Annotated in this window: 17 protein-coding genes; 5 read left to right on the forward strand and 12 right to left on the reverse strand. The window is 44.5% G+C overall.

Translation table 11 applies throughout. The annotated features are described in order from the left end of the window. Nucleotides 1-9 precede the first annotated feature (9 nt). Entirely contained in the window at nucleotides 10-2,175 is a 2,166-nt protein-coding gene (locus DBR43_RS18035; protein ID WP_124583295.1) for an alpha-galactosidase, read from the reverse strand. 312 nt (nucleotides 2,176-2,487) lie between these two features. Between DBR43_RS18035 and DBR43_RS18040 the strand changes: the two genes are divergently transcribed. Continuing rightward, the gene (locus DBR43_RS18040; RefSeq protein WP_158622538.1) at nucleotides 2,488-3,207 is read left to right on the forward strand and encodes a DUF4397 domain-containing protein; all 720 of its coding nucleotides are present in this window, start codon (nucleotides 2,488-2,490) and stop codon (nucleotides 3,205-3,207) included. Nucleotides 3,208-3,415: 208 nt separating this feature from the next. Here the strand turns inward: DBR43_RS18040 and DBR43_RS18045 are convergent, their stop codons facing one another. Next, entirely contained in the window at nucleotides 3,416-3,721 is a 306-nt protein-coding gene (locus DBR43_RS18045) for a hypothetical protein (protein ID WP_124583299.1), read from the reverse strand. Between the two features lie 476 nt (nucleotides 3,722-4,197). Here DBR43_RS18045 and DBR43_RS18050 point away from each other — a divergent pair, with 476 nt between their 5' ends. Continuing rightward, the gene (locus DBR43_RS18050) at nucleotides 4,198-4,749 is read left to right on the forward strand and encodes a DUF1003 domain-containing protein (RefSeq protein WP_124583301.1); all 552 of its coding nucleotides are present in this window, start codon (nucleotides 4,198-4,200) and stop codon (nucleotides 4,747-4,749) included. Nucleotides 4,750-4,772: 23 nt separating this feature from the next. Here DBR43_RS18050 and DBR43_RS18055 read toward each other — a convergent pair whose 3' ends face one another. From DBR43_RS18055 to DBR43_RS18065, 3 genes are all read right to left on the reverse strand, one after another. Further along, a complete protein-coding gene (locus DBR43_RS18055) occupies nucleotides 4,773-6,206 on the reverse strand; it encodes an AcvB/VirJ family lysyl-phosphatidylglycerol hydrolase (protein WP_124583303.1) in 1,434 nt (477 codons plus the stop codon). 4 nt (nucleotides 6,207-6,210) lie between these two features. Continuing rightward, nucleotides 6,211-8,799: a phosphatidylglycerol lysyltransferase domain-containing protein gene (locus DBR43_RS18060; protein WP_124583305.1), complete on the reverse strand. Its 2,589-nt coding sequence runs from the start codon at nucleotides 8,797-8,799 to the stop codon at nucleotides 6,211-6,213. A gap of 87 nt (nucleotides 8,800-8,886) precedes the next feature. Then, nucleotides 8,887-9,336, reverse strand: coding sequence for a VOC family protein (locus DBR43_RS18065; protein WP_124583307.1), 450 nt, complete (start codon nucleotides 9,334-9,336; stop codon nucleotides 8,887-8,889). Between the two features lie 72 nt (nucleotides 9,337-9,408). Between DBR43_RS18065 and DBR43_RS18070 the strand changes: the two genes are divergently transcribed. From DBR43_RS18070 to DBR43_RS18080, 3 genes are read left to right on the forward strand one after another with little or no spacing between them, the layout of a single operon-like run. Next, on the forward strand, nucleotides 9,409-9,768 hold the full coding sequence (locus DBR43_RS18070) for a winged helix-turn-helix transcriptional regulator (RefSeq protein ID WP_124583309.1): 360 nt from the start codon (nucleotides 9,409-9,411) through the stop codon (nucleotides 9,766-9,768). Further along, a complete protein-coding gene (locus DBR43_RS18075; protein WP_124583311.1) occupies nucleotides 9,765-10,346 on the forward strand; it encodes a Crp/Fnr family transcriptional regulator in 582 nt (193 codons plus the stop codon). Before DBR43_RS18070 ends, DBR43_RS18075 begins: the two co-directional genes overlap by 4 nt. A 59-nt stretch (nucleotides 10,347-10,405) precedes the next feature. Next, nucleotides 10,406-11,419: an NAD-dependent epimerase/dehydratase family protein gene (locus DBR43_RS18080; RefSeq protein ID WP_124583313.1), complete on the forward strand. Its 1,014-nt coding sequence runs from the start codon at nucleotides 10,406-10,408 to the stop codon at nucleotides 11,417-11,419. A gap of 37 nt (nucleotides 11,420-11,456) precedes the next feature. Here the strand turns inward: DBR43_RS18080 and DBR43_RS18085 are convergent, their stop codons facing one another. Genes DBR43_RS18085 through DBR43_RS18115 form a run of 7 tightly spaced genes read right to left on the reverse strand, consistent with a single transcriptional unit; the run spans nucleotide 11,457 to nucleotide 19,359 of the window. Further along, entirely contained in the window at nucleotides 11,457-12,011 is a 555-nt protein-coding gene (locus tag DBR43_RS18085) for a DUF3347 domain-containing protein (protein WP_124583315.1), read from the reverse strand. A 24-nt stretch (nucleotides 12,012-12,035) separates the two neighbouring features. Then, nucleotides 12,036-13,262, reverse strand: a complete 1,227-nt coding sequence (locus DBR43_RS18090; RefSeq protein WP_124583317.1) for an efflux RND transporter periplasmic adaptor subunit — start codon at nucleotides 13,260-13,262, stop codon at nucleotides 12,036-12,038. A 4-nt stretch (nucleotides 13,263-13,266) separates the two neighbouring features. Continuing rightward, the gene (locus DBR43_RS18095; protein ID WP_233603028.1) at nucleotides 13,267-14,505 is read right to left on the reverse strand and encodes an efflux RND transporter periplasmic adaptor subunit; all 1,239 of its coding nucleotides are present in this window, start codon (nucleotides 14,503-14,505) and stop codon (nucleotides 13,267-13,269) included. Next, nucleotides 14,483-15,736, reverse strand: coding sequence for a TolC family protein (locus DBR43_RS18100; RefSeq protein WP_233603029.1), 1,254 nt, complete (start codon nucleotides 15,734-15,736; stop codon nucleotides 14,483-14,485). Before DBR43_RS18100 ends, DBR43_RS18095 begins: the two co-directional genes overlap by 23 nt. Beyond that, nucleotides 15,720-17,657, reverse strand: coding sequence for an efflux RND transporter permease subunit (locus DBR43_RS33440; RefSeq protein ID WP_124583319.1), 1,938 nt, complete (start codon nucleotides 17,655-17,657; stop codon nucleotides 15,720-15,722). Before DBR43_RS33440 ends, DBR43_RS18100 begins: the two co-directional genes overlap by 17 nt. Next, nucleotides 17,654-18,952: an efflux RND transporter permease subunit gene (locus DBR43_RS33445; RefSeq protein ID WP_124583321.1), complete on the reverse strand. Its 1,299-nt coding sequence runs from the start codon at nucleotides 18,950-18,952 to the stop codon at nucleotides 17,654-17,656. Before DBR43_RS33445 ends, DBR43_RS33440 begins: the two co-directional genes overlap by 4 nt. A 38-nt stretch (nucleotides 18,953-18,990) precedes the next feature. Then, nucleotides 18,991-19,359, reverse strand: coding sequence for a heavy-metal-associated domain-containing protein (locus tag DBR43_RS18115; protein WP_124583324.1), 369 nt, complete (start codon nucleotides 19,357-19,359; stop codon nucleotides 18,991-18,993). Nucleotides 19,360-19,456 lie beyond the last annotated feature (97 nt).

A 19,456-nucleotide genomic window follows, 5' to 3' on the forward strand; every position in this document is an offset into this window, starting at 1 on the left:
ATTTATTTTTTATTCTGCAATCAGTTCAAATACGGCACTGCTTAAAGGAACAATCTTGCCCGCAGACAGGTTTAAACCAACTTTCATGAGGTAATCACCGGTATAAGATTTCCCCTCATCCGGATGTGTTGAAACCGCATCAGGCAGCAGATTGATTTCTTTGATTTTATATTTCCTGTCCGGTTCCAGACCGGACAACAATACTTTGCCCATGTATTCTTTTCTTCTGAAATTGAGGAGGTAGCTGAACAGCACAGCTTTATTTTTATCCTCATTCACATACATTAAAACCGCTCTGCTTTCTTCATAGGGGGAAACCAGCCGGTATAAATCACCAAACCAGATGACCTCACTGATTCTTTTATAATTTTTTACTGCTGCTACGCTAAACCGGATTTCTTCCGGACTCAGGTTCTTTACCCGGATGTCATACCCCAGTTTTCCCATCATCGCCACATCTGTACGAAACTTCAGGGATTGTTTCCCCATTGAAGTGACATGGCTGGATACCGTTAGTGAAGGAAAAAAGTTCAGGTAGCCCCATTGAATAAATACCCTTTCCAGGCCATCGGTATTGTCGCTGGGCCAGAATTCCGTAAAATATTTCAATCCGCCATAGTCTACACGTCCCCCTCCCCCGGCACAAAGCATGATGGGCAGATGAGGGTGCTTTTTTCTGAGACGTTCCATGATGGCATACAGGCTTTTCGTATAATCAATAAACAGATTACCTTGATTTTCCTTTAGAAAAGGAGAATAGGTGTTGGTCAGCATGCGGTTGCAATCCCATTTTATAAATGCTATTCCCGGATTTTGCTGCAACAGGTCATTGACCGTATTAAAAACAAAATCCTGCACTTTTGGATTGATCAGGTCCAGTACCAGCTGATTTCTGGAATAGGATTCTTCCCGGTTTGGCAGCTTCAAAATCCAATCCGGGTGCTGCTCATACAACTCACTTTTAGGGCTGATCATCTCCGGTTCCAGCCAGATGCCGAATTTCAGGTCCCTGCTTCCGGCCGCTTTAATCAGGTGCCCCAATCCGGCCGGAAGCTTCTTTTGATCTACCTGCCAATCGCCCAAGGCTGTTTTATCCGCATCCCTTGGGTACTTATTGCCAAACCAGCCATCGTCCAGTAAAAACAGGTCTACCCCTAGCTGTTTTGCGCCATCGAAAAGTTCCACCAGGACATCCTGATTAAAATCCATATGGGTAGCTTCCCAGTTATTCAATAAGGTTAAACGCGGCTGTTCTCCGTCAGGAACCTCATATTTCCTCGCCCAGCGGTGCAGGTTTCTACTGGCCTGACCTTTTCCTTTATTGCTATAGGTAAAAATAAACGCAGGGGTTTCAAAGCGTTTTCCGGCCGGCAATTTATACTCAGAAGCCCAGGGATTCATCCCATTGATCATCCTCAGGGAATTCTGCTGATCAATTTCAAAAGAACATTGAAAATTTCCTGACCAGGCCAGCGTGCCGGCGATCAGCTCCCCGGTATTTTCATCCGAGGGCTTATTGAAAGACAGGAAAAAAGCCGGAGCACGGTACATATGTGCCCTTGTCCCCAGTTTACTATCCAGTATTTTTATTCCGCTGGTCAGCAGGCTTTCTTTCATTCTCATTTCCGTCATGTAATCCCCGTCGAACTGACTGAGCCAATATTTTGAAGCCTCAAAATGAAGCATGGAAGAAGCATAGTTACTGAGGGTTACCGCTTTCTTTTCCTGGTGCTTAATTTCCGTCCAGGTTTTCAGCACATCGTCTTTGAAATAGGCAGAGAAATGAAGCAATACCTCTACCGGATATTTCGGATCTTTAAGTGTGATCACGGTAAGGCTCAGGTCATCTCCTTTTCTCTCGGTCTTATGGCCGGCATAGACCAAATCCAGCGAGGGATTTCCATCGGCATGTACCATCCGAATGGCCGGTTCAAAAAGGTCGCCCATTCCTGCGCCAATATAAGCCTCATGTCGCGTAGACTGCAGGAGTTCCACATCTTCAGGATGTGAGGGTTTTTGTCCGAAATAACTTTGGTAGAGTTTCCCATTGCTCCCTACGGTAAAGACAAGTAAACTGTTTTTCGTTTCAATCCGCAATTGCGGAGCGGTTCCAGCCAGAGCAACCAGGCTGTTAACAAAAAGTAAAACAACAAAAATGCAGTGGTATTTTTTCATAAATCTTAGCTATAAACCGGCAATTGTGTGCGGAGAAAATTTGATTTTCATTGCTCATGAACTGATCCGGCAATTTGTGGATTTCATGGAAATGATCAGTTGCGAATATTGGCCGAATGCTCAGTTATCTCAGCAAAAAAACAGAAAAAACAAACCGACCAAAATGCCTTCTTTTCATAAATCCAGCAGGATAATTTCAATTTTGTAAATTATTTTCATTCCTGCTGTTGCGTTTTCATAGAAGAAATCGTTTTAAGAGAGAAAGTGTTAATGGCCATTAACCAATTACTAATTTTTATAAAAACCTTAAAAATGAAAACAATGACTAATTATTTTTCTCCGATAGCCAAAACGTTAGTATGCGCCTTAACATTAACCTCGATTTTCAGTTCATGTAAAAAAGACAAAGATGTGATCAAACCTCCGGTGGTAAAACCAGCAGCGCTTACCTTGGTTCATGCCGCGGCTGGTGTTGCAGAGCTTGATTTTTACGTTGACAAAGACAAAGCAAATGCAGTATCATTTGCCTACAATACCACAATAACTGATCTAAAAATCGCGAAACCTGGTAAAAAAGAATTAAGTGTGACTAAAAAAGGTGTAGCAGATATCCTCGTAAAACTTCCGGTTGAATTCAAAGAAGACAAAGCTTATTCTGCATTTGTTACCGACAAAACAGCAAGTACCGTTGTTTTTGTAGAAGATGACCTGACTGCTCCTGCCGCTGATAAAGCAAAGATCCGTTTCATCAACCTAAGTGCTGATGCAGGAATTCTTGACCTTGCCATCACCGGAAAAGCAGAAGCGCTGATTGCTAAAAAAGACTTTAAAGAGTTCAGTCCTTTCATCGCTGCTGAACCAGGTGCAGAGATCAATTTTGAGATCAGAGCAAACGGAACTGCCACAGCCTTAGCTACGCTGCCAAAAGTAAAAATCGAAAAAGGAAAGATCTATACCATTTGGGCTAAAGGGCTGAAAGCTGCTCCTAAAGATGATGCAACTTTAGGCCTTGCGGTAATGGCCAATAAATAGGATCAAAAATACCGGAGCTGTCCAAACCTCATTTGCCAACTCATCTGTCATCCTGAATACTTTAGAACTTCCCCCAGGGCTATAACACAGCGGATGACAACATCAAACGAAATTAAAAAATTACGGATGAGCGCGTAAGAGATGAGTAAGGGCGGCTCCTAATAAAACAAAAAAGGTATCCTCTTGTGGGGATACCTTTTTGTTTTAGCTAAGATTCTACCTCATAACGATCCTGAGGCTGGACCAAAGCAATATGATGTTCTTTAAATAGCGCCCGGCAGGATTTACCTTCTACCTCGAAATTTGCCAGTTCGCCAACTTCCAGGTCAAACAATACTTCCAGAACCCGTACTGTTTCGTAAGGAATATCCTTGTCATCGCCCAACTGAAGCTTCCTATAATTGTGAAAAGTATTGATGGAAGCCTTGATAATTTCGGGAATAAGCCGCTTAATTAGCTTATGCTGATTGTAAGTTAGCTTTTCCATACATTCATTAATCCTATACTTGTCCATAATTCTGATTTAAAGTGAACAAAGCAGATTCCAATGCACATTGTTTTTTCATACGTTAGTTTTTTAATGGTTAATAAACTACGATTCAAAACCTCCCACAATAAACCCCGCACTCGGCTATGGCCAGGCCGCATATCAGTTACACGGTGGTTTAGACAACATTAATCTCCAAAATTTAGGTCACCATCCGGGCGAATGGCAGAGTAAGATTATGACAACAATTTTGCTGTTCCTATAATTAACCCCTCTTACCTCAAAATTAAGTAGTTAACTTGAAAAATGCAATAGGGAATAAAAAAATTAACAGCACTACAGAAAGAATTTGACATTGCCTATCTTTAAATCACAGCCTGAACAACAAAAGGCACATCAATAATCATTCATGCATGGAACCATCATGATCTGACCGATCATACAACGAAACAGATAATAAGATCATGATCGCTTCATAAACGCTAAAAATCAATTATATTCCAATGGAAAACAAAGAAATCAATCAGCTCATGTCTGATGAAAATGCGCACCTGAAAAAGCTTCATCAGATTGTAAAAGACACCATCGAAGAAGAACAGCTGATCGTAAATAACCTGCTGAACCCTCCGGAAGAAATGATCAGCAAAGGACAGAAAATTTCCGATAAAGTGGCCCGCTTCGGTGGAAGCTGGGTATTCATCATCTGGTTTTTAATTGTGCTGGTCTTCTGGATTGTTTATAATTCTTCCGCATCCGGTAAAGCCGCATTTGACCCCTACCCTTTCATCCTGATGAACCTTATCCTTTCCTGTATTGCTGCTTTACAGGCACCCATTATTATGATGAGCCAGAACAGACAGGAAGAAAAAGACCGGATGAGGGGAGAAAATGACTACCTGATCAATCTGAAAGCCGAAATGGAGATCCGAAAGCTCCATTTAAAGATGGACCTTTTGCTGGAAGAACAGATCAAAACGATTTATGATACGCAGTCCAAACAATTTTTGTTACTGGAAGAAATCTGTGAAAAGCTAAACAGACTGGAATCGAAATAAAGGCAGAGCAGGTTTCCGGGGCATTACTCGGAAACCTGCTTTAAAAAGGCTGTGGCAATAGTCGCGTAATCTTTATTAAAATGGTGGTCTCCGGCAATCGTCAGCACCTTTAATCCGTTCTTTATAAATTTGTTTTTGATCGAATTCCCTTCTCCTGTACCAAAGATAGAAACCTGGTCAGCCGTTTTTATTTTCTTTATTTCGGCAATCACATCATATTTGTTTTTCGAACTGCCAAAATTAAGCAGATCGATCAGGTGAATCTCGAAGTCGGCCGTTACATCCGGAGAAAGAGAAATCACTGCTTTAAGATCATCCTTCAATTCCGCTGACAACCGGTTGGCTACAAAGGGAACAATGGAAGCACCGAAAGAATAACCTGCCAGGATAAAACTTTCTTTTCCCAGTTCCTCTTTATAATGTTGTACCGCCTTAGCAATTTCCAGGCTACTATTTTCCGGAGTTTTTGCATTCCAAAAATATTTCTGTGCATCCAGACCAAGTACGGCAAGCCCTTTAGCCGCCAGAGCTTCAGCCAGCGACTGGTCAAATCCGGTCCAGCCTCCATCCCCGGAAATCATAAATACCATCGGCAGGCTGCTCTTTTTTGCAGCCGGGATCAGGATTAAAGGCAGGTTTCCGGTATAAGGTTTAAGCTGTTTGTCGGCCATTGCTTTGTGTTCCATAGATTTTTGCTCGCTGAATGTCGGCGCGGCCAGGATTTTTTGAAAGGCAGTTTTCAATTCCGGCTGCCAGTCTGCCTGATTTAAAAAGCCGTGTCCCACTTTAGGTAAGGGAATCAGTTCGGTCATGGGCATCCCTTTCAGGAAAGCCGCAGAGGCATCAAATGGACAGGTCAGGTCTTTTTCCCCGTTTAAAACGATAAAAGGGGCAGTCAGGCTTTTCGTACTTTCCAGATAATAGGAAAACCCTTTTTTCAATACATGTAATGTCAGTCCATTTCCCCTGCACAAGGGCTTTTTAAGGTTGATATCCGGAGAAAAGCCCAGCGCAATTGCTCCTCTGAACGTATCCGGCGGTGCCTGTACCAGGGTTCCGTAGATCAGCACAGCTCCATAGGAATAACCCATTAGCACCGGTTTGTGGTAATTGATCAGTTTGTATTTCTTCTGCACCGATAAGCTTAATTCTTCGAAATCGGCCGCAGGATAAAGGCATGCCGCAGAGGCTTTAGACAAATAATAACCATAGTGGCGGGCATCAATCCCAAGCACCAGTGCACCCTCTGCAGCCATATTTTTGGCCATCAGCACTACTGCATCTTTCCAGCCTCCGTCGCCGGAAACAAACAGCACCACCGAAGTCGGTGTATTTTCAGGATGGTAGACCGTAATTTTACCAAACTTCCCATAAGAAACATGGTCAATGACTTCATTAGAAAAAGCCGGAGCACGAAAAAGGATCAGCAACAGGGATATTGTTGTAAATAGTTTCATCTTTTTAGGGTTTAATGACCTTCGTTAATGCCGCCGGCACCTGTAATAAATCAAAATCATGGTCGTAAATCAGATACCTGTTGTGCCATTCCGGAGAGAACTTATCCTTGGCGGCGCGCATTCCCTTATAATGAGAAAATGACCGGATCTTTTCGTAAGCAAATTTCATAGACCTTTCGGGAAAATTATGAGGATCAATCAAGCCCGACATCGGGGCAAAGCCCAGGTTTACCGCAGCAAAGCCTTCTTCCTTCAGGTGCTTAAATAAGGCCACCATAATGAAATCTATGATTCCGTTCGGGGCATCAGCAGTTTTTCGGATCAGGTCGTAAGTGCTCTCACCTTTCACATAATCGGGAATCACATTCAGGAATGCCACGATCTTTTCTTCGCCATTTTCTACCGTAATGATCGTCTGTTCTTTCAATTCTTCCCAGCTAAACATTCCCTGGGAAAAGACAATTTCTTCTCTTTCTGTTCCTTCCAGCCATTCATCTGAAACAGATTTCAGCTTTTGCAGCAAACCATCCTTAATTGGTGCTTCATATACGCGGCTCTGGAAACCCTGATCTGAAACTTTCTTCAGCGCATTGCGAATGGATTTTTTACGCCCTCCTTCCAGAGAAAAGCCAGGCAGGTCCAGAACGCCTTCCTGACCAAGGAACAGCTTTTTCTTTCCGGTAGAAAGAAAGTCTTCCAGACTTTCCTCGGGAACACGGTAATACAGGCTTTTCATTCCGCTTTCAAAACAATAGCGGTCAAAATCTTTGATAAAAGCCGTTCTGATGGCAGGATCACATACCGGACATTCCAGGACTACGGCAAAATTGCCTGCAATGCGATAGGCGACGAAACCTTCCAATGTCTCACTCGTATAAATCAGCTTATCCCGATAGGTCTTAAAATAGTCTACCGCCGAATTTCCATATTGCTTTAGCAACTGCTTCGCCTGCTCAAATTCCGCTTCTTCCGTATCGCTTTTCAGCATGTATGGCCGGATGAGGGTATAGATTAAAAAGGCGATGGACAGGAAACCGCTGATGTTGATTGAATATAGAAAGCCCCGGGCAAAATGGTCCAGTGGCTCCAGGTCATTACTTCCGATCAGTACAAAATTCTCTAACGTATAACGGATGGATTGCGACCAGCTGAAGTCAATCCCGAAATGGTTTTTATCCAGAAAATAAAAGCCTAAGGTTCCATAGATGAGAATTCCCAGAATGCTCAGCAAGGTGGTTTGGATACCAAAAGACCTTAATCTCGAATTGTGTTTCACATAATACTCCTTTCTGGAGCCAATGAGGATCAGGATCACCATCAGGGAAAATCCTGCTTCTTCATAATCAATTGCCTTGGTGATGTGTCCGATAAAGGAAAGCAGACAAAGTGCTAAACCAAAATACCAGGCCATCCGCAATCCTTTCAGCATAAATGCCGCCGTGACCAGCAGGAATAGCCCTGCCACCAGAACAAAATAATTGGAGGCTGTAATGGCTTCCATAGGAATGAAATCTTTCAAAAACCTTAACCTTGCATGAATTGCCGGAGTAAGTACAGACACCACGTTGACCACGCCAAGGAGCAGGAGAAACAAGGCAGGAACTACCCGCATTAACAGCTTATTGATCCTGAAAAGAAAACTCATTGCCCCCAGTATCATAGGAATCCAAAACTCCATGAAACGGTAAAGAAAAGTAATAGATACCGCTTCCGGTGCAGAATAGCCCAGACGGGTAAGGATAAAGGTCATGGAAGCTTCCACCGCTCCCAGTCCTCTTAAAAAAGGAGAAATGATCAGAAAAACGACTGCCACGATGTAGCTGATAATCGCAATGATCCAGGAAGCCGGGATGTTCAGCGCCAGCATGGCAATGTAAATATGAACGATCCCCACCACTTCAATCAGGCTGCTGTAGAGAAAAGTAGAGATGAAATGTTTCCGCTCAATCTTATTGCTCCTGAACTCAGCAGCATAAACTTCAATTACCGGAATATATTTAACGATAAAACGGTAAAAGCTTCCTTTATGGATCACGGAACGGTAAAGCAAATAGATTCCGGCAATGAGTAAGATCGCTGCAATCAACCCAAACCACTCACCATATCCGATGCTTCCCTGCAAAATCGCGTAGATAAATACAGGAATCGCGATCACCAGTACCGATAAGATGCCTACAAATCCGTAAATGGAAGAAGCAAAATTAATCTGAGATTTGCTGACCCCCTTTTGTTCTATAGGACCGCTGAAAAATGCCAGAGAAGAAACTCCTCCGGCAGGTAAAAAGACGCTGACGAAATTACGTTTCAAATACAGCAGAGTACCATCTGCAATGGAAATCTTACTGGATACCGCTGCAAATGAGGAGCGGTACATCATGCCATGGACAAAAACGTAAACCACACTCAGGGCAATCCCTATGGATAACCAAAGCCATTGGGCAGTTACCAGCAATTGTTTGACCTGATGTATTTCTCCGCGTTGCTGTTTAATGAACCAAATGATCAGTCCTATAAAAAAGAGACTGAATACATAACTGGATATAATTTTTCCATTTTCCCGAAGGAAAGGCACAAAGAATTTAAATCGCTTCATTATTTTTATAGGATAACCAGTACCTGATTTGAGATAAAGGTACGTCTTATCAGGATAAAAAAGATGAAGAAATCTTCATATAAATCCTTAAAAGGGAGCGTCTTCTATAAATTCGACCACCTCACCATTAGGGCTATAAACCAGGGAGTTATTGACGATTACCGGAGGGTTCCCCAATGAAAGCCTCATGGGTTCAACACAGGATATTGCCCCTGCCTCCAGGCAACGTTTATAGGCTTCCTTCGCATTTTCTACACTCATGGCCAGGTGCAGTAATGCGCCTGTACGGACCTCCTCTCCTTCTTCGGCAGCCCGCCCTTCTCCTGGTGCATTCGCCTGCCCGTCAAAAATCTCGATAAAGGTATTTCCATCCGATGACTTCAGCATTGCCGCCTGCCGGATGTTGAACTCCGGTAAAGACCAGGTATGACTAACCGAAAAATCAAGCGCTTCGGTATAGAATTTTAAGGTCTGGTCAAAATCTTTCGCTCGGATCGCCAAATGGTGCAAGCCTTTAATTTTACTGCTATTTGTCATAAGTCATGATATTTTTAACCAAATTTACAGCCTGTATACCGCAGAAAGCGACACTTACAAAATTGTAAGCAAATGAGAAAGACCACTTCCACCAACTATGAGAATGAACAGACCCTGCATGAATTTTGCAGCGCAGCCTTTACTTTGTCTGTGATCAGTGGCAGGTGGAAACTCACGATCCTCGTTAAATTAATGGAAAGGGAGCTACGGTATGGCGAACTAAAACACGCCATTCCGGGCATCACAGAACGTGTTCTGGCTTTACAATTGAAAGCCCTGGAAGAAGATCAGCTCCTGCTGAAAATTTCGGATGATACTTCCGGACATTTACCCATGTACAGCTTGTCTCCCCTTGGCCGAAGCCTGGAACCGGTGATCCGCAGTCTTTCCGCCTGGGGCACCACACATCAACCAATTCAAAACTGCAGATGAAAGATCCATACCACAAAATATTAAACCTCTTTCCCGAATATGCGAATGCGGAAAATGCAGACAAAGCACTGATAGAGCGGCTCTTTCATCCGATTGAAATGAAAAAGGGAAGCTTGCTGGTTGAAGAAAATACCATTCCACAATATTTATATTTTATAAATACCGGCTTCGTCAGGGTCTATTACTATCATGATGGAGAAGCCATCACCTGTCACCTCAATTGTCCGAACGGCTTTATCACCTCTTTTGGCAGCTTTATGGCGGAGACCAGGTCTACAGAAATTGTAGAATGTATTACCGCATGCTCCCTCCTTCGGATCAGCAAGAAGGACCTGGACCTTTTATATCAGCTGAGTCCTAAATGGGCAGAGGCCGGCCGCAAGATCTATGATCAGTCTATCGTTTACAATGAACAACGGACCAGGGATATCCTGACCCTCTCTGCAGATCAGCGGTATTTAAAACTCCTGAATGAATCCCCGGAGCTGATCCAGCAAGTGCCACTGCAGATTATCGCCTCCTTTATCGGCATTAAGCCGGAAAGTTTAAGCAGGATCAGAAGACAGCTCATTTCCTAACCCAGGTTAGGTAGATTAGAAATCAGGTGTCCGACCTTTGTTTGATAAAAAATAAACAAATGGAAAATACACCTCTTTCTTTGGTTACCGGTGCCAACGGGCACCTTGGAAATAACCTGGTCAGGACCCTGTTGAATAAAGGAATTAATGTTCGCGCTTCTGTGCGTGACCTGTCCAACACCCTCCCTTTTAATGGATTAAAAGCAGCACTGGTAAAGGCCGACATTACCGATAAAAAATCTATGATAAGTGCCCTTGAAGGGGTCCATACCTTTTATTCCGTAGGTGCTTCTTTTAAACTATGGGCTAAAAATCCGGTTAAAGATATCTACGATGTCAATATGGACGGAACCCGGCTTTGCATTGAAGCGGCAAAAGAAGCAGGCGTCAAAAAGATCGTCTATGTAAGTTCTATTGCCGCATTAGACTATACCCATCTTCCTACCCGGGAAAGCAATGGCTACAATCCCGACCGCCGGAACTGGTATTACAATTCAAAAAATGACGGAGAAAAACTCGCCTTTGAACTCTCCGCAAAACATGGTATAGAATTGGTTTCCGTGATGCCTTCCGCCATGATCGGTCAGACTGCCTTTCCGCCATTGAGCGTCTCCTATGGTATCTTAAAACTCGTTCTGAACAAAGAGATCCCGGTAGACACCAAAATTACCCTGAACTGGGTAGACGTTAAGGATGTGGCCGAAGGACTTTACCAGGCCGCGCAAAAAGGAAGAAACGGGGAGCGTTACATCCTCGCAAATGAACAATGTATGGGCATCCAGGAGGTGACTGCAATTGCTAAAGAATTATATCCCGAACTTGGGATTAAAATGCCTGCTTCCGTTCCAAAAGGCATATTGTATCTGATTGCCTGGCTGATGGAAATTAATGGCAAAATTAAAGGACAGGCCCCTTTATTATCGGTCACCGACCTCTCCATGTTCTCAGGTTTACAACAGAATTTCGACATCAGTAAGGCCCGTACAGAATTGGGTTTTAACCCCAAACCGCCGGGACAAATCGTTGTGGAATCGCTGAAATACCTGATGGATAACAAAGCCTTGTTTTTATAATATTGCGGTCCTAAGGACCGCAATATTACCAGGAATCTTATTTAATCGTTTCTTTCACTTCTCCGCAAGTCAACATAGATTCCCCGTAGTAGGGATTTTTAATATCCTTTTCATTACTCAACCAGGAAGCACCTTTATCGTTCATCGCCATTGGGCAATACTCTACATAGATTTCACCGGCATTAACGCCTGAGGCTTTCACTCTTTCAATAAAATCAGCACTCAATGCGGCAAAAGCAGTTCTCTGAACTTCAATATCCGCAGCATTGCTGATTTTGGCAGTCAAAGCCTGTAAAGCAGCTCCGTTTCCAAGTTCCTTTACCCCAAGTTCTATTGCCTGGGCAGCGACCTTTGCCTCCGCCACATCAGCAGCGATCAATGCCGTACTCAGCTTTAAATAATGCGGATAAACTGCATTTAGTTTATCGTCTTTCAGGCTCACACGACCAATTGCAGTTTTCGGCTCTTCTCTTTTTTCTGCTCCATGATTATGCCCTTCATGAGATTCTTCCGCAGGTTTCTGCGTATTTCCACATGCGGCAAATAGCGTTACTGTGGCGAACGTAAAGGCTAAATTTCTAACTGTTCTCATTCTTATTTGTTTAATAGTTTATATTTATGCACTTATTTTAAGGCCTTCAGCAGGGTTTTTACCTTTCTTCAGGATGTATTCGCTGTATAACAGATAAGCCCCTGTTACCACCACCTGCTCCCCGTTCTGCAAGCCGGCCGTGATTTCCACCTGGTTGTAATTCTCCTGTCCGGTGCTGACCAGTTTTGGCTCAAAGCTGTCTTTGCCTTTTTTAATCCAGACATGCATTCCTTTTCCATCTCTGATCACGGCATCTACCGGTAAAGTCAGGACCTCAGTTTTGCTGCCGGAAGGCAGAAATACGTTGGCCTGGGCTCCGGGCTGCCATTGAAGGTTTGGATTTGGAATGCTTCCGCGAATCTGGGTCAGCTGTGTTCCGGATTGTAAGGCAGGGGTAATGAAACTGATGGTCATCTCCTGAGGCTGATCCTCCCAGCCCGGGATCACCACCTTTACCCGCTGCCCTTCTTTGATTCCTTTTGCTTCGTTGGGATATACATCGGCTTCCACCCATAAATTCCCATAACCCTCCAGTCGAAGAATAGGACCTCCTTCGGTCACATACTGACCCTGATTTACGGAAAGTTCTGCTACCACACCACCCTCAGGGGCAAAGAAGGTGATGTATGGATTTTTTTTCTGTGTATGCTGCAATTGCTGCACCTGTGCAGCAGACTGCCCGTACAGCAACAACTTTTGCTTTGCAGATTCTACAATCTGTTTTTCTATTTTTTCTCCCGGAAATTGCTTTTCCTGTGCAATTGCCATCAGGTATTCCTGTTGTAAAGTAGCCAGTTGTTCGGAGTACAACTGATATAAGGGCTGTCCCTTTTTAACGGCTACGCCGGTTTCCCGGATGTATAACTGTTCTATCCGGCCCGCAATGCGGCTGGAGATATAACTGCTCTGCTCCGGATCTACCGTTAAACGGCCATTGAGTTGTTTTGCGCCCGATAGGTTATTTACACCAATTACCATGGTGGTAATATTGGCTAAGGCCTGACGTTTCTCATCTACTGTCAGCGCTTTTTCATTGCTGTTCTTTTCGAAAGGCACCAAATCCATCCCGCAAATCGGACAGGTCGACATTTCGTCCTTAACTACCTGCGGGTGCATCGGACAGGTAAAAGTCTGTTTCTTTGCGGCCTTTTCTCCTCCGGCTTTCTTTTCTTCACTGCTGCAGGCGGCAATAAATACCGATGGAACCAGGGCAAGCAGGGCGAATTTTTGTATAAATAGTTTCCGTTCCATATCCTTAATGCTGAATGTTTTCTGTCATTTTAATAAAGCTTTCACTGTCTACCAGATAAGCGGCATTTTTACTGATGTTCCAGGTACTGATGTCCTGATTGACCTGGACCATTCCCCCGATGGTGATGCCGGCATCCAGCACTTTAGGAAGGAACACATTGCCCTCCTTCTTAAAGACCACACGTTTATTTCCCACCGAAAGCACCGCAGGCTCCGGCAACCACCAGGAAGCCTTCAATAACACCGGAATCCTGGCCGTCAGCAGTTGTCCCGGCTTAATTGTCGGATTCGCGAGATAGGCCCTGGCAATGGTAAAATTTTCTCCGTTTTTAAAAGTCGGCTGAATGAGGCCAATCTCTGCGGCCTGACTTTCCGACTTATCCGCGGTCTTGTAAAAAATGAACTTTTTACCCTTTTTAATGTGTGCTGCAAAGGCTGCTTTCAATGAAAACTCCGCCACCAGGCGATCTGAACTGTAAATGGTAAACAAAGAAGCCCCCGCACTTACGTACTGACCTTCCCTTAACAACACAGGCGAAGCCACAGGTACCCCCGCAGGACTGGCTGCTGCCGCAGCAGAAGCCCCTCCCATCTCAGCCATACCATCACCACCTGAAGACGCAGCAGCCGAAGGAGCCGGGGGGGAAGTGGCTATAGCTGCTGCTGTTTTCTCCAGGATATATCCTGAGGTATTGCTGTATACCGGAATCCGGTAACCTGGTTTACCTGTTTTTAATAAATTACTGATTCCGGATGGGGTCATCCCCAAAAGGATCAGGCGCTGTTTTCCCTGCGCAAGCATCAGCGGATCATTCCCGCTCCGGTGGATGAACAACAATTCCTGTTGTGCCGCAGCCAGGTCCGGCGAATAAATCTCCATGATCAGCTGTCCCTTTTTAACGGGCTGGTAATTGTATTTGACCCATAAACGCTCTATCCTTCCGCTCACCTTACTGGAGATGTTGTTCTGGTTTCTTGCGTCGTAATTCATCACTCCCTGAACTTCTTCGGTAAAGATTTTAGCCCCGTATTCTGCCTTAATTACCGGCAAAGCAGAGACCACCTGCTCATTGGAAGGTTTCAGTAAATGAGAAAGGTTGCTATCAATCTTTACCGCACCCGGATCATGATGCGCTCCTTTTTTCTCTTTACAGGCGCTGATCAATAGAATTCCTGCCGCTCCCAATATCATAAAACCCCGGAAGGCTGAAGCTCCGCGCCTAACGATATAATTCTTTCTCATAATCTACGATCATTAAATAAAGTTTCAGTTTCTCCTCCAATACATTGTTCTGCATCATGGTTAAGGCTTCCCAGGTACCGATCACCTCCGGCAGTTCCATCTTGTTCTCCCGGTAACTGAGGAAACTTACATCCATAGTTTTCTGAAGCGTAGGAATGATCTTGTCTTCCATCGCTTCAATTCGCTGTTGCATCGATTTAATCTCAAACTGCATCCCGTAAAGCATGCCCTGGGTTTCCTGCAGCATCGCTGATTTTTCCTTCTCCATTGCCAGCACCTCATAGGCCATACCTTTGGCTTCAGATTTATACATCTTTGAAGACCATGGGGCAATAGGAATGCTCACCATCCCCATAATGCTGAAAGCCTTGGGCATCATTTTAGTCAATGGCGACATGTGATCGAAGCGGAGTTTAAAGTCCGGGCGACTTTGTTTCTTCATCGCCTCAATGTTCAGCTTCATCGAATAAATGCTGTAATCCATTTTTTTGATGTCCTTTCTAACCATGGCCAGACTACCCGTATCAATCATCGCCGCCGGCACATACTGAGGCTGATAAGTAGAATCTATGGCAAAGTCCATGTTTCCGGGATTGTTCATCAGGCTGTTTAACCAGGCGCGTGACTTCGCCATATCGCCTTCCTGCATCCGGATCATGTTCCTGTTTTCCTCAATCTTTGCTGAAGCTTTGTAAACACTGCCCAGTTTCGACTGGTTGTAAGGATACCTGATCTCCTCGATCTTTTTCATTGTTTGCATGATCTTCTCATTTTTCTGCAAAACGGAGATCTTCTGAAGGGCAATCAGCCAGGTAAAGTACAGGCGTTTGGCCTGTGCCTTATACTCGTTCAGGGTCACTCCCCTCGTCGCATTTTCGACATTGCCTTTAGATTCGATGAACTTGCGGTTGGCATTGAGCTTCACCGGATTGGGGATGTCCTGTTCAAACTGAACCATGACCGATCCCTTGTCGCGGTCGTCCATCATCATCTGCCCGGGATAAGGCGTCATAAAGGTCCCTACCCCAACCATTGGCGCCATCCACGCGGTGGCGGCTTTACCGAGGTGTTTATAGCTTTCTGCTTTCAATCCGTAAGACTGTAACAGTAAATTATTCTGGTCAATCCTGTTCAGGATGGTATCCAGTGAAAGGACTGGTTTTTGCTGCGCCACCGAATAAAAGGGAAGCAGGCAAATCAGCCATACGATTCTCTTAATGTTGTACATCATGCACCTCCAGTTTTCCATATTTTCTCAATTCGTATTCTTTAGACATCAGAAAGATCAGCGGCGTCACCAACAGGATGTGTGTGGAAGAAGTCAGGACCCCTCCGATCATCGGCAATACGATGGGCTGCATTACATCTACCCCCACTCCTGTGGCCCATAACACGGGTACCAATCCAAAGAGCGACACACAAACGGTCATCAGTTTTGGTCTTAACCTTCTTGCCGCACCGAAAATCACATATTCTCTTAAATCTGCTTTGGTAATCGTTTCGCTGGAATTTCCTTTTAATTTGATCAGCTGCTGCATGGCATCATTGAGGTAGATGACCATCACAATTCCCGTCTCGACAGCGATCCCAAACAGGGCGATAAAACCTACTGCTACCCCAACGGAAAGGTTGACATCCCAGAACCAGATCATATACGCTCCGCCGATTAAGGCAAAAGGAACGGTAATCAGACTCAGGAAAGCTTCCCTGATGGAATGAAAAGCAAAATATAAAGAGAAGAAAATGATCACCAGCACTACCGGAGCAATCCACATCAGGGTTTGTTTCCCTCTGATCAGGTTTTCATACTGTCCGCTCCATTCCAGGAAATAACCTTCAGGAAGCATTCCTTTTTCTTTGTTCAGCTTCTCCATGGCATCCTGAACAGTACTTCCCAAATCTCTGTCCCTTACGTTAAACATCACTGCTCCACGAAGGATGGCGTTATCAGAACTGATCATTGGCGGACCATCTTCAAACTTCACATCAGCCACTGCCGAAAGCGGTACTTCTCCAAACCCTTTGGATTGTACCGGAATGCGCTTGATCCGCTCCACACTATTTCTGTATTCCTGGGCCAGGCGGACACTGATCGAAAAGCGCTGACGCCCTTCAATCGTATTGCCAATGGTGGCCCCACCCAATGCCGTTTCCACGATCTGGTTTACATCATCTACATTCAGTCCATAACGGGCCAGTTCCTCACGCTTCACATCGATAGAAAGGTATTTTCCACCCGTAATCGGCTCTACAAAAAGGTCACTTACCCCTGCAGTACCTTCCAATGCGGCCTTTACACGTTCAGAAACGGAAGCAATGGTATCCAGGTTTTGTCCGAAAACCTTAATCCCTACATCTGTACGGATTCCGGTAGCCAGCATATTGATCCTGTTGATGATGGGCTGTGTCCAGCCATTCACCACTCCCGGGATTTGCAGTTTGGCATCCAGCTCATTGATGATGTCTTTTTTAGTAATCCCTTCCCTCCATTCTTTTTTAGGCTTCAGGGTAATGATCGTTTCGATCATACTGATCGGGGAATTATCGGTTGCCGTATTGGCACGTCCTGCTTTTCCTAAAACCTTATCTACTTCCGGAACAGATTTAATGATCTTATCCTGCACCTGCAGGATCCTTTTTGCTTCTGCATTGGAAACATCCGGTAAGGTAACCGGCATAAAAAGTATGCTTTGTTCATCCAGAGGAGGAATAAATTCTGTTCCCAGGTTTTTCAATAAGGGAATGGTGATCAGCAAGGCGATGATATTTACCGCCAAAGTTGTTTTTCTCCAATTTAAAACCACCCTGATGACTGGCTCATACACCTTTTCCAGCACCCTGTTTACAGGATTCGCATTGTCCGGTCTGAATTTACCCTTCATAAAGAAAGAGATCAGCACCGGTGCAAGGGTAATCACCAGCAAGGCATCGACGATCATGATGAAAGTCTTGGTGAAGGCCAGTGGATGGAATAATTTCCCCTCCTGCCCTGTCAGCATAAATACCGGAAGGAAAGAGGTGATGATGATGACCGTGGCAAAGAACACGCCCCTGGACACCTGTTTACTGGATTTGGTGATCACCGCAAGGCGCTCTTCTTCCGTAATCCAATCCGGAGATTTACGGAATCTGTTTTTTATCCACTTGATCATGATTCAGTTATTTTTTGTTGATCCTGTTCCCAGATCGCATAGCGCTCTGCAAGATGTTTATATGCGTTTTCACTCATGATAATTCCATTGTCGACAATGACACCAATGGCCAGTGCAATTCCGGTCAGTGACATGATGTTAGAGGAAATATCAAAAGCATTCAGCAGGATGAAACTCGCTGCAATGGTGATCGGGATCTGAATGATGATGCTCAATGCGCTTCTCCAGTGGAAAAGGAAAATGATCACAATGATCGAGACGACGATCATTTCTTCAATCAGCGTATGGGTGATGGAATCTACCGCTTCACTGATCAACTCCCCACGGTCGTAGACAATATCGAATTTAACGCCCTTGGGCAATCCTTTCGACACTTCTTTCATTTTAGCCTTTACTTTCTCAATCACCTCGGCAGCATTCTCACCATAACGCATCACGACAATCCCGCCTGCACGTTCCCCTTCACCGTTCTGGTCGAAAATCCCCAGCCTCGTTTCTCCGGTCATCTGTACCGTAGCCAGGTCCGAAATCCGGATCGGCGTTCCGTTCTGGTTTTTCACCGGAATGTCTGAGATTTCCTTAATTGATTTGAGGTATCCGGAAGTCTTAATGATATAGCCCATATCACTCATCTCAAACTTCCTTCCTCCGGATTCATTGTTATTGCTTCGTACCGCTGCAATCACCTCCGGGGCGGACAACTTATAATAAAGCAGTTTATTTGGATCTATGGAGATCTGATATTGTTTCTGGAATCCTCCAAAAGAAGCAATTTCACTCACTCCGGGAACGGTTTGTAAAGCAAACTTCACATACCAGTCCTGGATGGCCCTTTGCTCTCCAAGGTCCATATCGGGGGCATCCAGGGTGTACCATAAGACGTGGCCTACCCCTGTTCCATCCGGCCCCAGCTGAGGGGCAACGCCCTCAGGCAAGGTCTTCGAAATCGTACTGATCCGCTCCAGGACCCTTTCTCTCGCCCAATAGACATCCACATCGTCTTCAAAGATGACATAGATAAAACTCATTCCGAACATGGAAGAACCACGAACATACTTGATCTTAGGAATCCCCTGCAAATTGGTGACCAGCGGATAGGTGACCTGATCTTCGATCAGTTGCGGTGAGCGGCCCATCCATTCTGTAAATACAATCACCTGGTTTTCTGACAGGTCAGGAATCGCATCTATAGGGTTTTTCTTCACGGCATAAATGCCCCATACAAAAAGCCCCAGAGAAAGCACCAGCACAATAAACCGGTTGCGCATTGACCATTCTATAATTTTATGTACCATTTTTTTATTTTAATGATGCTGAGATCAACAATCTGGAACTAGTGTTTTTTCTGGCCTTTAACGGGAAGCTTTTCTTCTCCTTCACGCTCATACTGGCAACATCCGTGAAGCTTGTTATATGCTTCATCGCTGGCTTTATACTTTTGGGTATCGTAACCCACAGCTGCTACTTTTTGCTGTATCTGGTCGTTGCTGATGACAGCAGAATCATAGCTTACCTTTAATACTTTTGTTTCCGGGCTCCAGTTTGCCGCAGTCACTCCAGGCACTTTAAGCGCAGTTTCTATCTTTTTTTTACACATGGTACAGTTACCACGCACTTTAATACTGTCTATTTTGGATTGTGCAAATACAGCAACGCTCAGGAAGGTCAATACGACCGCCGATAGGAATCTCAATGATTTCATAATAATGGTTATTTAAGAAAATGGGTTTAATAAAAAATGGGTTACGACTACATCATAACCAGGACGCGAACGCGTCGGGAAACAAAAGAAAAGGGTA

It is taken from the genome of Pedobacter sp. KBW06, assembly GCF_003852525.1.
GTDB lineage: Bacteria > Bacteroidota > Bacteroidia > Sphingobacteriales > Sphingobacteriaceae > Pedobacter.

What these genes read in the sequence shown, in the direction of transcription:
- DBR43_RS18035 (WP_124583295.1), bottom strand. Translation starts at nt 2,175, where the DNA reads ATGAAAAAATACCACTGCATTTTTGTTGTTTTACTTTTTGTTAACAGC.
- DBR43_RS18040 (WP_158622538.1), top strand. Translation starts at nt 2,488, where the DNA reads ATGAAAACAATGACTAATTATTTTTCTCCGATAGCCAAAACGTTAGTA.
- DBR43_RS18045 (WP_124583299.1), bottom strand. Translation starts at nt 3,721, where the DNA reads ATGGACAAGTATAGGATTAATGAATGTATGGAAAAGCTAACTTACAAT.
- DBR43_RS18050 (WP_124583301.1), top strand. Translation starts at nt 4,198, where the DNA reads ATGGAAAACAAAGAAATCAATCAGCTCATGTCTGATGAAAATGCGCAC.
- DBR43_RS18055 (WP_124583303.1), bottom strand. Translation starts at nt 6,206, where the DNA reads ATGAAACTATTTACAACAATATCCCTGTTGCTGATCCTTTTTCGTGCT.
- DBR43_RS18060 (WP_124583305.1), bottom strand. Translation starts at nt 8,799, where the DNA reads ATGAAGCGATTTAAATTCTTTGTGCCTTTCCTTCGGGAAAATGGAAAA.
- DBR43_RS18065 (WP_124583307.1), bottom strand. Translation starts at nt 9,336, where the DNA reads ATGACAAATAGCAGTAAAATTAAAGGCTTGCACCATTTGGCGATCCGA.
- DBR43_RS18070 (WP_124583309.1), top strand. Translation starts at nt 9,409, where the DNA reads ATGAGAAAGACCACTTCCACCAACTATGAGAATGAACAGACCCTGCAT.
- DBR43_RS18075 (WP_124583311.1), top strand. Translation starts at nt 9,765, where the DNA reads ATGAAAGATCCATACCACAAAATATTAAACCTCTTTCCCGAATATGCG.
- DBR43_RS18080 (WP_124583313.1), top strand. Translation starts at nt 10,406, where the DNA reads ATGGAAAATACACCTCTTTCTTTGGTTACCGGTGCCAACGGGCACCTT.
- DBR43_RS18085 (WP_124583315.1), bottom strand. Translation starts at nt 12,011, where the DNA reads ATGAGAACAGTTAGAAATTTAGCCTTTACGTTCGCCACAGTAACGCTA.
- DBR43_RS18090 (WP_124583317.1), bottom strand. Translation starts at nt 13,262, where the DNA reads ATGGAACGGAAACTATTTATACAAAAATTCGCCCTGCTTGCCCTGGTT.
- DBR43_RS18095 (WP_233603028.1), bottom strand. Translation starts at nt 14,505, where the DNA reads ATGAGAAAGAATTATATCGTTAGGCGCGGAGCTTCAGCCTTCCGGGGT.
- DBR43_RS18100 (WP_233603029.1), bottom strand. Translation starts at nt 15,736, where the DNA reads ATGATGTACAACATTAAGAGAATCGTATGGCTGATTTGCCTGCTTCCC.
- DBR43_RS33440 (WP_124583319.1), bottom strand. Translation starts at nt 17,657, where the DNA reads ATGATCAAGTGGATAAAAAACAGATTCCGTAAATCTCCGGATTGGATT.
- DBR43_RS33445 (WP_124583321.1), bottom strand. Translation starts at nt 18,952, where the DNA reads ATGGTACATAAAATTATAGAATGGTCAATGCGCAACCGGTTTATTGTG.
- DBR43_RS18115 (WP_124583324.1), bottom strand. Translation starts at nt 19,359, where the DNA reads ATGAAATCATTGAGATTCCTATCGGCGGTCGTATTGACCTTCCTGAGC.